The organism is Photobacterium kagoshimensis (assembly GCF_050337045.1).
Lineage (GTDB): Bacteria > Pseudomonadota > Gammaproteobacteria > Enterobacterales > Vibrionaceae > Photobacterium > Photobacterium kagoshimensis.
Window position 1 is genome coordinate 84,412 of record NZ_JAKJSO010000015.1, and the last position, 12,385, is coordinate 96,796.

Here is a 12,385-nt window from a genome sequence, read left to right on the forward strand (position 1 = left end):
TCACTCGATCAAAATAATAACGACTTATCACAATCAATACTTTCAAAATTAACGTGAATTAAATGGAATGATGCCTTTTTATACTCAGGCTAGGATGGCCTGAGTATAAAACAAAAAGGCTAAAGGAGCTGCAATGAGTGTTTCAATGAACACCAAATTAAGCTACGGCTTTGGTGCTTTTGGTAAAGATTTCGCCATTACCATCGTTTATATGTACCTCATGTTTTACTATACCGACGTTGTGGGCATTTCAGCTGGCGTAGTTGGTACAATTTTCTTAGTCGCTCGTATTTGGGATGCTGTAAACGATCCAATTATGGGCTGGGTGGTTAATAACACCCGAACGCGCTGGGGGAAATTTAAGCCTTGGATTTTAATTGGCACAATTACGAATTCTATTGTGCTGTATATGCTGTTTACTGCCCACTATTTTGAAGGCCCGTGGCTAATCGCTTACGCTGCTGTGACCTACATTTTATGGGGCATGACTTATACCTTAATGGACATCCCATTTTGGTCATTAGTGCCAACGCTAACTCTGGATAAACGTGAGCGTGAAGAGTTAGTTCCTTACCCTCGCTTCTTTGCAAGCCTTGCATGGATTGTGACAGCGGCGATTGCCATGCCGATGATTAATTACCTTGGTGGTGATGATAAAGGTTTTGGCTTTCAGATGTTCAGTCTAATGCTGATTGTGTGCTTTGCGATTTCAACCTTTATTACGCTTCGTAATGTAAAAGAGCGTTATTCAACCGATAAACTCGATAGCGGAAAAGTCGAAGAGAAAGTGTCATTGAAAAAAATGGTGTCACTTATCTATAAAAACAGCCAGTTAAGCTGCGTGTTGTGCATGGCACTATCCTATAACCTTGCCACCAACATTATTATGGCGTTTGCGGTTTACTACTTTACCTATGTAGTTGGTAATGAAGAGCTGTTCCCGTACTACATGGCATACGCTGGTATCGCGAACCTTATCACCTTAGTGTTATTCCCTAAACTTGCGAAAATTTTCTCACGCCGCATGTTATGGGCGGGTGCCTCTGGCTTTCCAATCTTAGGAAGTTTGGTGCTGATTTATATCGGCCTATATGATCAACAGAGCGTATTGCTGATTTCCACCGCAGGTATTTTACTGCAAATTGGTACGGCATTATTCTGGGTGTTGAACGTTATTATGGTGGCCGACACAGTAGATTATGGTGAATATAAGCTAGGTGTACGCTGTGAAAGTATCGCATTCTCGGTACAAACCTTAGTGGTTAAAGCTGGCTCTGCCTTCGCTGCTTTCTTTATCGGTATTGCGTTAACAGCAGTGAACTATATTCCTAATGTTGAGCAAAGCCCTGATACGATTTTTGGTATGCAATGTATTATGATTGGTCTGCCAAGCTTCTTCTTTGCTATCGCTCTGATCATCTACTTCCGCTTTTATAAGCTAAATGGAGCGTACCACCAAAAGGTACAAGATCATCTCACAGAGAAATATGATCATCTAATAGCGGATGATGGAGAGGCCCCTCAAACCTCGGGTAAGCCAGCTCCCGCTGTATAACGTGTTTATCAAGCCTCTTCTTCTAGGGGCTTATCTTCCAGCAATGAATAACTCAAATACTCAATGCACAAGTCGTGAAAAGCCTGTGCTTGAGGTGAAATAGTGCGGTCTTTCAATCGGAAAATACCAATCTGGCGCTTAAGAGGGGGATCGATCAGTGGGATCCAAACCAAGCGAGTTTCGTTAGTAGGGAAGGCTAGCTTAGGTAGCGTTGTGATGCCAATACCGAGCTCTAATACCGAAAATAGCGAGGTTATATTTTCAACTGAGTAGATCGCCTGCTCACTCAAAGTCCGTGCAGGGGTGGGATCCAATAGCTTACATGTCCCGTTGCGAATGAACGGCAGTTGTAGCAATGTTTTCCATTCAATCCCTTCAGGTTGCTGTGCGATTGGGTTATCACGCAAACAGACTACACCGATAGGATCCGAAATCAGTGAGGTAAATTCGATAGCATCTTCTTCAAGCTGAGAACAATTTCCCAGCGCTAAATCCACGTCACCAGAGAGCAGCCTTTCTTCAACCCCCGTGGCATTATCATCAATTAAGCTGACTTCAACATTGGGGTATTTTTCACAAAAAGCACCGAGCACACTGGGTATCAGTTTGGCAGCAACAGAAGGGACACTGGCTATACGAACGCGTCCTTGTTGCCCTGCGGCGGCCGCACGTAGGTCATTATTCAATGTACTGTAAACATTCAGAAACTGGATAACCTTGGGTAAGCAAATTTCCCCAAAGGGCGTCAGTGTGGACTTGTTACCAGCTTCAAAAAGTGATTGCCCCAAAATTTTTTCTAGCTCTTTTATTGATGTAGAAAGCGCGGCTTGTGATCGATTTGCTCGATGAGAAGCCGCCCGAAACCCACCTTCTTCAACCACTAATACAAAATGTTTCAATTGTTGGAGCTTTATACTCATAGAGGATGACTCCTTGTGAGCCCTTTATTTACCTTACTTCCCGCAAGGTGATAAGTTTTTATTATCACTTGTACAAAATTTACCGTTAGATTTATCAAGTGTCAAAGGGCAATATTTAACCATTACGAAACATTGTTGTTACATGGTTGAATTGAAACATGAATGATCATAATCAAAAACACTCAGTAAAGACTTCTCTGTTTGCTTCAAAAGCCCCATTGGAATGGGCAATTATCAACAATGGCACCTTGTATACTGCGCAGATACCTATCGATCAGACTGGGGCCGTTGTTGAAGGGGGCATTGAAGCTCAAACTCGCCAAATCTTTAGTAACCTGATTCATACTTTGGAATGCGCAGGAGAATCATTAGATTCCGTATTGCAAGTGATGATTTATGTCACCGATCGTGAATATCTCAAAACCGTTAACAGTATTTATGCCGAGCATTTCAATGCGCCTTATCCCAATCGAGCAGCCATTGTTGTGGCAGGGCTTGCGCGTGAAGAAATGCTGGTGGAATTTGTGGTGTATGCGGCAGCGACTGATCCTACAGCGTGACGGTGTAATCCAAACTCAACAACGTAATGAAGGCTGCCAGATTCAGATGCAGCCGTTGTTTATCAAGTATTAGGTACAAGGACAGAATGATGACTCAATTACAGAATGTTCAACCAGAAACCTCACTATATATTGCAGGTGAATGGCAATCAGGGATCAGCACGCTTGCTAACATTAACCCGTCAGATATTAGTGAAAACCTCGGTGATTATGCGCAAGCAAGTGAAGCGCAAGTTCAGCAAGCAATCGCGGCCGCAAAACAGGCTCAGCCAGAATGGGAAAAAACACCGATTGAACGTAAGCAAGCCGTGCTTCAAGCCATTGGTGACGAATTAATTGCACGTTGTGATGAATTAGGTACCTTGCTGGCGAGAGAAGAAGGTAAGCCGTTTGCTGAAGGGCGTGGTGAAATTTACCGCGCAGGGCAGTTCTTCCAGTATTTTGCCGCAGAAGTGTTACGCCAAATTGGTGACAACGCCGAGTCCGTTCGCCCTGGTGTGTCGGTTGAAGTGACACGTGAAGCGGTCGGTGTGGTCGCGATTATTTCACCATGGAACTTCCCAACAGCGACAGCCGCTTGGAAAATTGCACCGGCATTAGCTTTTGGTAATAGCGTTATATGGAAGCCAGCTAACCTTACTCCAGCAAGCGCCGTTGCACTAACTGAAATTGTTCACCGTCAAGGCTTACCTGCGGGCACGTTTAACTTGGTGCTAGGCAGTGGCTCGCAAGTCGGTAATACCCTTATCAACTCAAAAAACATTAACGGTGTCAGCTTTACAGGATCCGTTGATACTGGCCGCAAAGTTGCCGCGGCAACAGCCCCTAATTTTGTTCGTTGCCAGCTTGAAATGGGCAGTAAAAATGCCTTGGTGATTGCTGATGATGCCGATATTCAGACCGCGGTAGAAGCCACAATTGCGGGTTCATTTTCAGGCGCAGGTCAAAAGTGCACGGCTTCATCTCGCTTAGTGGTAATGGATAGCATTCATGATGCCTATGTAGAAGCCTTGATTAAACGCATGGGTGAACTAAAAGTCGGACATGCGTTAGAAGAGGGCGTATTTATGGGCCCAGTCGTGGATGGCAATCAACTTGAATCTAACTTCGCTTGGATTGATAAAGCACGCCAAAGTGGGGCAGAGCTAGCTTGTGGTGGCGAGCGCTTAAGCTTGCAGCATCAAGGTTACTACATGTCGCCAACCTTATTTTTGAATACTCAAAATAGCTGGGAAGTCAATCAAGAAGAGGTGTTTGCTCCTATGGCCTGTGTGATCCGCGTGGCGGATTTAGAAGAGGCGATAGCGACAACCAATGATACTCGCTTTGGTTTAACGGGGGGCATTATTACCCAAAGCTTACGCACCAGTGCCATGTTCAAACAACAGGCGCAAACAGGCTGTGTGATGGTGAACTTACCAACGGCAGGTACGGATTACCATGTGCCGTTTGGTGGCCGTAAAGAGTCGAGTTTTGGTCCGCGCGAGCAAGGCCAATATGCGAAAGAGTTCTACACCGTGGTGAAAACGGCTTATCAGCGTCCTTATTAAGTGTTGCGATACAAGGGAATGACTTATTCAAACGGTCTGAGAATAGGTAAGTGCTGAACTGAACTTGCCTATTTACCGAGTTAAACATCGTTTAAGGAGCAACTATGTATCAACAACGAATTGTGATTGATGGTTTGCAGTACTGCAATTGGGACAGAGAGTATTTTCAAACCCTGCAAGCCAGCGGTATTACGGCCGTGCATGCCACTGTGGTGTATCACGAAAATGCCCGCGAAACGTTGACCCGCTTTGCTGAGTGGAATTTACGATTTGAGCAAAACGCCGACTTAATCATGCCCATTCATTCAATGGCAGATGTTGAGCAAGCGAAAGCAACAGGCAAAGTTGGGGTATTTCTTGGTGCGCAAAACTGTTCACCTATCGATGACGAAATAGGCTTGATTGAAGTCATGCGCCAGCAAGGTTTGCTGATTATGCAGCTGACCTATAACAACCAAAGTCTGCTGGCGACGGGCTGTTATGAAAAGCATGACACAGGCGTTACCCGTTTCGGCAAACAAGCGATCCAAGAGATGAACCGCGTCGGCATGATTATCGACATGTCACACAGCGCAGAACGCTCAACACTTGAAGCGATAGATTTATCGTCGCGTCCTATCTGTATTAGCCATGCAAACCCAACGTTTGCCCATGATGCTCTGCGTAATAAATCGAATAACGTTATCAAAGCCTTAACTGCTCGCGGTGGCTTAATTGGCTTTAGTTTGTATCCGTTTCATTTGCCTAATGGCAGCCAATGCACCTTGGATGACTTCTGCCAAATGGTAGCAACAACCGCTGATATGGTGGGGATAGAGTACCTAGGTATCGGTAGTGATCTATGTTTAAACCAGCCCCAAACAGTTTTGCAATGGATGCGAAACGGTCGTTGGTCGAAAACGATGGACTATGGTGAAGGCTCAGCAAGCAACGCAGGTTGGCCTGATGCTCTGCCATGGTTCTGCGGTAGTGCAGGAATGGAGAACATATACAACGGACTTATCCAGTATGGATTCAGCGAAGCGGAGGCAGGGAAAGTATTGGGCGAGAACTGGTTCACTTTCTTAGCTGAGGGGCTAGAACCGAGTGCGTAATGCTTTGATGGGGTTTATCAAAGCATAAATATAAAACACATAGCTCAACTACAAAGCAATAGAGCGAGTGTTATACATACCTCTTGTAGCCACTGAATGGCTGGTTGCTACAAAAACCTCTGGAGTCAGAGTATGTCTGATTTAAGCAATCGCATGAACGCGAGTAGTAATAAAATTGCAAGTGAACACACTCGAAAGAACACCACAAAATCGACATCAGAAAAATTAGGGTTAGATAATCCAGCATTTTGGTATAGCGGCGGCTTTATCGCACTCTTTGTCGCGATTGCTGTGTTAGATGCAGATCTATTATCCATCCTCGTTAACACAGGCTTTGCATGGTCGGTGAAAATATTTGGTCCATATTGGCAAATGCTACTCCTTCTGACTTTTCTTATTGGTCTTGGCTTGGCTGCAGGGCGAACAGGTAAAGTCATTTTAGGTGGCCTTGCCGAACCTGAAATTGATGGTTTTCGCTGGATGGCGATTATCTTTTGTACGTTACTCGCAGGAGGTGGGGTCTTTTGGGCCGCAGCTGAACCTATCGCACATTTCGTCACCCCACCGCCTCTTTATGGCCCACAAGAAAACCCACAGCAAGGTGCAGTTAATGCGTTATCACAGTCATTTATGCATTGGGGGTTCCTTGCTTGGGCGATTGTCGGCAGTTTAACGTCCATTGTAGTGATGCACCTTCATTACGATAAAGGATTACCGCTTAAACCACGCACCTTGCTATATCCAGTGTTAGGCGAACGCGCCCTCAACGGCAACACAGGCGCGATCATAGATGCATGCTGTATTATCGCCGTAGCGGCAGGCACCATTGGACCTATCGGCTTCCTTGGCCTTCAAGTGAGCTATGCACTTAATGTGCTGTTTGATATACCCGATGGATTTACTACTCAGCTCATCATCATTTTATTTGCGATTGCACTTTATACCTTATCGGCTTTGAGCGGTTTAAACCGAGGTATGCAAATGCTGAGCCGTTACAACGTTATTTTGGCGATGGCATTAATGATTTATGTGCTTGTCTTTGGCCCAACAAACTTTATCTTCAATGGCTACATTCAAGGTGTAGGTAGCATGTTAGATAACTTTATTCCCATGGCAACCTACCGTGGTGATGAAGGTTGGTTAAGCTGGTGGACCGTGTTTTTTTGGGGCTGGTTCCTTGGCTATGGCCCTATGATGGCTATCTTTATTGCCCGTATCTCACGTGGTCGCACCATACGTCAAATCATCACAACCATCAGTATTATTGCACCTTTTGTCACCTGCTTTTGGTTCACCATTGTGGGTGGCTCTGGTTTGGCGTTTGAAATTGCAGACCCTGGCAGTGTGAGTAAAGCGTTTGAAGGCTTTAACTTACCTGGTGCGTTACTGGCGGTGACGCAACAGCTCCCATTGCCCATGCTGACGTCTATTTTATTCCTGATTTTGACCACGATTTTCATTGTGACCACGGGTGACTCCATGACCTATACCATCAGCGTGGTCGTGAGTGGCGAAACGGAGCCTAACCCCGTTATAAGAGCATTTTGGGGAGTGATGATGGGGGTTACAGCCTTAATACTGATTTCCCTCGGCTCTGGCGGTATTTCGGCGCTGCAATCCTTCATTGTTATCACGGCAGTCCCCGTTTCATTAATCTTGCTGCCATCGCTCTGGAACGCACCAAAGATCGCAATGAAAATGGCAAAAGCACAAGGCATTAATTAATAAGCGCGTGCATGGCTGGCATGCACGCATTTCATTGAACTGGTGAGAATACATCAGTCATGACAATAAACAGGGCAGGGGTTCTTGCCCTAACTCACACGTTGAACACTCTACAACTACATGGTGGTGAGCAATATGGATGCACATCGTTCTACTAACACTACAGCGTCAATGCGAAGCGCAGACGTGGTTATGGCGCCTGAAAGACTAGGGGCTATGCACCAAAACCGAATCAGTTTTGTTAGAACAATGATTCGGAAAATGGCGCAGCAGCAATGGCAAGTGACTAAGCATGAGTGGCAGTTATGCCCACAAGGTTTTGGCTATGTGATTTACAAGCTCAAAACACCCAATCACATTTATCATTTGGTCGTGTTTTGTGATCAAATTGCCGATGATGAACGCAACGATAGGGTTATTGCGGAAAAGTGGGACGTTACCTTTGCCTTAATTAAAGGCGATGTCGATGTGACCTTATTAGAACGGTTAAGGGCCAATGTACCGCTGCAAGAAGCGGGGCGTAACCCCAATACCGTTTTAGTGTTAGCACGTGCGAATAAAAGTGTGCGCGTGTTTAAGCATATTGTGAGTCACCTTGCGGCAGGAAAACAACCAGATCCAGCGGCATTGGCAGAAGTGGGTTATCTACTGCGTACAACCGCTGTGTACGGAAATGGCAAGTTTGGTATTGCTGACTTTAAGTTGCTGGAAAACAACCCTGATTTTAATCAGTCGTTCAGTGCTCAGATGTGTGCGGTGTATTTACTGCGTGAATTCAGTTTAGATTGGGTCAATTACCTAGCGAAACAACAAGGCGGTGATCAAGCCATAGCCTTACACCGTGAGTTGCAACGTTACTTAGGAGTAGGAAATGCCACTGGGTTAGGAATGGCCCCTTACTTGATCAATCACCCGTGTATTGTTGATCAGTGGATGACAACCCGAGAAGCGGCATTGGCTGATGTTTTAGCTTATCCGTCAGAGCCTGCTAAGTGCATCTATTTGCGAAGGTTATTACAAAAGGCCATTTTACATTTAGAGCAAGTTATCACGATTAACGATTATCAAAAGCAACTGAATGCAGCGGCTGTCGCTGAATTGACAGCGTTTGATAATAACCTCGATGCCATTATTGCGCTCAGCCAAACTTGGCGTGAAGTTGTAGAGCAATCATTATCTATAGGGCTTGAAGGGCAAGAGATTCTACTCTCGTGCTTGATGGAACTCTATCCTGAGCGTGTCGACCCTTATCAAGATCAAATGAATTGCGATGAAACGCTTTCTTTACCTAGTGGTAAGCAAATCCAAGACTTGATTACCACGTTAGAGCAGCATTATCGCTGGGCGATAGACACCGACTTTACGCAAAGTGAAAATACCTATTGGTTTTGGTATCGCTCACAAGATAAAGAAGAACCAAGGTTAGGGGTTCGAGGACAAGAAGCTGGTGAAGAAAGAGAGCTACCGTTAGATATTGGTCGCCAAGTTTATCGGTTATATCAGGCCTTAATCACGCAATCCCCTGAGCAATCCTTAGCGGAATTTTTGGTACATCAACCACAGTTTCGTGCCATTGCTCGCCGAGTGTGGACATTAGGGAATAGAGCGATGGGCGATATACAAATGAATGTATTACATCAATCATCGCTGCCGATGCATTTACTGCGCTGCAAACTCGCGGTTTTCGGTGCCACCAAGTTTGATCCGAGATCAGATCGCTGGGTACGGGTGACTTTCTTTCAAGGTGCACCATTGCTAGATGAATTAGCAAGTAATAATTACCAAGAACAATGGTTATTCCCGTTATTGCCAAGCCAATACGAACTCTCTGAATCATGCCTATCACATCAACCAGATGACGGAGGAAAGTGCTGATGATCGTCTCTCACAATGAATTAGTTGCGGTGGTAAATAAAGCCTTTCTGGGCATGCGTCGAGCATGTGGCGAGGGCGATGTCATTGCGACTATGGTTGCCGATTTACAGATGGTTGGGTTACACGGCGTACATCACTTTAATAACGCCAGTGCTTATATGGGACTGGAAGTTGATAGCCCAGTCGATATCTTCCTACTTGATGAAAATACCATTGAAGTGGATTTGCACAGCTGTAGCCTAGCTTGCCATTTACCTGCAGTAATGGATTACGCCATTGAGAAAATGATCGGCGGCAGTGTGCTGACCATAGAGCTGAAGAACTGCCACAACCGCTGGTTAGCCTATAGCGAGTTAGTGAAATTGGCCGCAAAAGGCATTGCCTGTACCGCTAAGTGGGAGAACGGCAGCAGCCCAAGACATACCTTGTACGTCCTAAATCGTGGTTGTATTGCGCCTGAACTGTTTCTATCAGACGTTGATCTTCTATCTAACACCGTTCACGACATGACAATCAAATTATCTATTCAAGATTTTGATGTGCTGAAAGTGTCTGAAGGTTATAACACGCATATTGAAGCCAAAGCGTTTTTAGGGGCGCAGGAAAGTGCATGGCATGATGGCATTTATGTGGATGATGCAGAGTGGGATACGTTAAAGGCGACTGCTACAGCTATTTTGGTTGAGAACAGTGAACAATCGGCACGAGGTGCTGGAGGGCTAGCGTAAGCGACAGAAAGCCAGCACAAAGGTTGCTGGCTTCTTGATATAAAAGGAAAGGCTTAGTGCCTATTACCCTTCAGCACGCTTAACGCGAATTTTATTCTTAGCAACACTTGTCATGTGCAAGCTAGTCAGTGCTGCTTTTGCTTCATCTTCGTTAGGCATTTCAACAAATGCAAAGCCTTTAGAGTGACCCGTCTCTTGGTCTAGCACTAAGGTGCATTCAGCAACAGAACCGTGAGCTGAAAAAAGTACACGAAGTTCGTGCTCAGTTGTTGCGCGCGCAAGGTTGCGAACTAAAAGTTTCATAATTAACCATATTTGGTATGAGAATAACCCCTAGATTGTCGCAGTTAAGCTGCAACAAACCAAGCGAATAAATCATTCTATGACAACTTATACCAACCAAGCCAAGTAACTGAGCGTTTTTGCTGGTTAAACCCTCAGGTTGGTATTGGCATCGACGGTTGGAGAGATCTAGCTCTAGTTGGAATCAGTATTTGCTTGTGATTTATCTTGATTGCTTAACGCAAAGTAAATCTTTGAAATCACGACCTCTGAAATCAAGATGGTAAACACAACAGCAAAGAAAGCGATCACACCGTTCCACGGGCCACTAAAATTCACTTTATCACCAAAGAGAATATTGATGGCTTCGAGCATAATGAATTTACTGCCCACTAAAATAACGTAGGTACTTAACCCACGATATACTTTAGGGGCTGTGCCTGTCTTAGTTTTGAAGTAATTAGCCACTTTATGCTCGGCGCTAATCGATAACTTTAAAAGTAGTTGAAGTAATATTGCAGCAGCAAATGAAATAGTAAAAGACTCTATGTTGACATAATCCCAATACTCATCAAAAAAATTAAGTACGGTTAAATCGACTAATACCGCAAGCGTGTAACCTACGAATAAACGTTGAGGCGTGTTGAAACCATATTCTTTTACAATTGAACTCATGCTTAATACCTATACTTAATATGCGTATTTTAGGTGGCTCACTTTGCCTAAATACCAGATTAATTGAAAGGCTATTGGTTATTTGAAATTTATGGTGGCGTAAAATGGTAAATTTAAGCTGGACTCATTCAATAGCTAGTTATGATAGTAGCTAATAGTTAATCAGCATTAAGTGCAAGAATAAGACGATATAATTAACTACCTGAAATGATGAGGAAAGCGCAGTTATTCTTCTATGCCTAATAATGTTTTTTTATACGATTTTGGTGCTAGTCCTGTAATTTTTTTAAACGCCCGTGAGTAATGGGAAAGGTTTTTATACCCCAATTGGTTAGCGATATGGGTGAGTGAGTAACCTTGTTCCATTAAATCACAAGAGGCTGATAGCAGCAGACTTTCTTTGATTTGGCGAAAGGTGGTTTTTTCTTCTTTTAAGCGCCGCTGTAGCGTGCGTGATGACATTTTAAGTAGGCGAGCGGCTTGGTCGATGGTGAGGGAATGCTCTTTTACGTAGGGGAGTAACGCTGTAAAAACATTATCACTAAAACTACTATGCCATTCGATCAGATCTTTTTTTCGGCTGACACTTGAGGGACAAAGTTGCAGGGGAGTGTTAAGCACTTCATGATCAATTAAAATCGCGGTTTTATCATGTCCGACGAACAACTGGGTGTGTAGGCCAATCGCAGACTCGACAGCCTCGGTGCTAACGTGTTGAATTTTAACTTGAGCTGGATGCCAGTCGGTTTTTGTTAATGCGTTAATTAATTCAATGGTATAAAGAATTGCAAACACTTCTCCCCAAATAAAATAGGGTGAGTCTTCATAATCTGCCCCGCGACAAAACCAAAATCGGCCATGTGCTTCTTCAACTGCTATTTGGCTACCCGGTGAATCAGATGAAAAGATCGTACTTGCTTGAATGAGAGCGTCGCGTACTGTTTCAGCACTATCAAACTGGCCTAAAATAGATGGAATAATGTGTTCACGAAAAGCCAGTCGAAGCAAATGACTAAAATTGTTGCCATCCACTTGATGAGATAACAGGTAGATCAAGTGCTTTACGGGTTCCACAGGTAGGTAATCTTGCGCATTGCTGAGCAGATCTGGTGGTAATCCTGATCCTTTTAGTAATTTATGTGCATTGATACCACTTGCTGCAAATATTTCTACTAATATTCGGGTGTACTCAGTGCGTATCATTGGCAAGGTGTTGGATGACTTAACAGACAATGCTTGTTTCTTCCCTTTTTATTCTACAATAATTTAAATGGCGCAAAATGGTAAGCTTTATCGCTTGGCTCAGTATATATTTCTTTTGCTATGATAATACAATCCCTAGTGATTATTGAAGGGCGAAAATATAGCAAACAGTGTTTAAAGTAAGAGAAGTTATCTTACTTATGAGACCTCAAAGCACT

Annotated in this window: 11 protein-coding genes; 7 read left to right on the forward strand and 4 right to left on the reverse strand. The window is 44.1% G+C overall.

What is annotated here, in order from left to right; genetic code table 11:
* The first annotated feature begins 133 nt into the window (after nucleotides 1-133).
* Nucleotides 134-1,555, forward strand: a complete 1,422-nt coding sequence (gene melB, locus L4C35_RS13860) for a melibiose:sodium transporter MelB (RefSeq protein WP_428463436.1) — start codon at nucleotides 134-136, stop codon at nucleotides 1,553-1,555.
* Between the two features lie 8 nt (nucleotides 1,556-1,563).
* Here melB and L4C35_RS13865 read toward each other — a convergent pair whose 3' ends face one another.
* Nucleotides 1,564-2,475 carry a LysR family transcriptional regulator gene (locus L4C35_RS13865; protein ID WP_428463437.1) on the reverse strand — a complete coding sequence of 304 codons (912 nt, stop codon included), beginning with the start codon at nucleotides 2,473-2,475 and terminating at the stop codon, nucleotides 1,564-1,566.
* Between the two features lie 158 nt (nucleotides 2,476-2,633).
* On the opposite strand from L4C35_RS13865, the gene L4C35_RS13870 reads away from it, so the two are divergent.
* From L4C35_RS13870 to L4C35_RS13895, 6 genes are all read left to right on the forward strand, one after another.
* Nucleotides 2,634-3,035: a RidA family protein gene (locus L4C35_RS13870; RefSeq protein ID WP_428463438.1), complete on the forward strand. Its 402-nt coding sequence runs from the start codon at nucleotides 2,634-2,636 to the stop codon at nucleotides 3,033-3,035.
* Between the two features lie 89 nt (nucleotides 3,036-3,124).
* A complete protein-coding gene (locus L4C35_RS13875; protein ID WP_428463688.1) occupies nucleotides 3,125-4,585 on the forward strand; it encodes an aldehyde dehydrogenase family protein in 1,461 nt (486 codons plus the stop codon).
* A 104-nt stretch (nucleotides 4,586-4,689) separates the two neighbouring features.
* A complete protein-coding gene (locus L4C35_RS13880; protein ID WP_428463439.1) occupies nucleotides 4,690-5,679 on the forward strand; it encodes a membrane dipeptidase in 990 nt (329 codons plus the stop codon).
* 132 nt (nucleotides 5,680-5,811) lie between these two features.
* Nucleotides 5,812-7,404, forward strand: coding sequence for a BCCT family transporter (locus L4C35_RS13885; RefSeq protein ID WP_428463440.1), 1,593 nt, complete (start codon nucleotides 5,812-5,814; stop codon nucleotides 7,402-7,404).
* Between the two features lie 135 nt (nucleotides 7,405-7,539).
* Nucleotides 7,540-9,279, forward strand: a complete 1,740-nt coding sequence (locus L4C35_RS13890; RefSeq protein ID WP_428463441.1) for a hypothetical protein — start codon at nucleotides 7,540-7,542, stop codon at nucleotides 9,277-9,279.
* Nucleotides 9,279-10,007, forward strand: a complete 729-nt coding sequence (locus L4C35_RS13895; protein ID WP_428463442.1) for a DUF3726 domain-containing protein — start codon at nucleotides 9,279-9,281, stop codon at nucleotides 10,005-10,007. Before L4C35_RS13890 ends, L4C35_RS13895 begins: the two co-directional genes overlap by 1 nt.
* A gap of 63 nt (nucleotides 10,008-10,070) precedes the next feature.
* On the opposite strand, the gene L4C35_RS13900 is transcribed toward L4C35_RS13895, so the two are convergent.
* The 3 genes from L4C35_RS13900 to L4C35_RS13910 all read right to left on the reverse strand — a co-directional run bounded on the left by L4C35_RS13900 (nucleotide 10,071) and on the right by L4C35_RS13910 (nucleotide 12,197).
* A complete protein-coding gene (locus L4C35_RS13900; protein ID WP_428463443.1) occupies nucleotides 10,071-10,310 on the reverse strand; it encodes an RNA recognition motif domain-containing protein in 240 nt (79 codons plus the stop codon).
* A 174-nt stretch (nucleotides 10,311-10,484) separates the two neighbouring features.
* Nucleotides 10,485-10,964 carry a hypothetical protein gene (locus L4C35_RS13905; protein WP_428463444.1) on the reverse strand — a complete coding sequence of 160 codons (480 nt, stop codon included), beginning with the start codon at nucleotides 10,962-10,964 and terminating at the stop codon, nucleotides 10,485-10,487.
* Nucleotides 10,965-11,189: 225 nt separating this feature from the next.
* On the reverse strand, nucleotides 11,190-12,197 hold the full coding sequence (locus L4C35_RS13910; protein WP_428463445.1) for a helix-turn-helix domain-containing protein: 1,008 nt from the start codon (nucleotides 12,195-12,197) through the stop codon (nucleotides 11,190-11,192).
* Nucleotides 12,198-12,385 lie beyond the last annotated feature (188 nt).

Coding starts and splice junctions, on each gene's coding strand:
- melB (WP_428463436.1), top strand. CDS start 134: ATGAGTGTTTCAATGAACACCAAATTAAGCTACGGCTTTGGTGCTTTT.
- L4C35_RS13865 (WP_428463437.1), bottom strand. CDS start 2,475: ATGAGTATAAAGCTCCAACAATTGAAACATTTTGTATTAGTGGTTGAA.
- L4C35_RS13870 (WP_428463438.1), top strand. CDS start 2,634: ATGAATGATCATAATCAAAAACACTCAGTAAAGACTTCTCTGTTTGCT.
- L4C35_RS13875 (WP_428463688.1), top strand. CDS start 3,125: ATGACTCAATTACAGAATGTTCAACCAGAAACCTCACTATATATTGCA.
- L4C35_RS13880 (WP_428463439.1), top strand. CDS start 4,690: ATGTATCAACAACGAATTGTGATTGATGGTTTGCAGTACTGCAATTGG.
- L4C35_RS13885 (WP_428463440.1), top strand. CDS start 5,812: ATGTCTGATTTAAGCAATCGCATGAACGCGAGTAGTAATAAAATTGCA.
- L4C35_RS13890 (WP_428463441.1), top strand. CDS start 7,540: ATGGATGCACATCGTTCTACTAACACTACAGCGTCAATGCGAAGCGCA.
- L4C35_RS13895 (WP_428463442.1), top strand. CDS start 9,279: ATGATCGTCTCTCACAATGAATTAGTTGCGGTGGTAAATAAAGCCTTT.
- L4C35_RS13900 (WP_428463443.1), bottom strand. CDS start 10,310: ATGAAACTTTTAGTTCGCAACCTTGCGCGCGCAACAACTGAGCACGAA.
- L4C35_RS13905 (WP_428463444.1), bottom strand. CDS start 10,964: ATGAGTTCAATTGTAAAAGAATATGGTTTCAACACGCCTCAACGTTTA.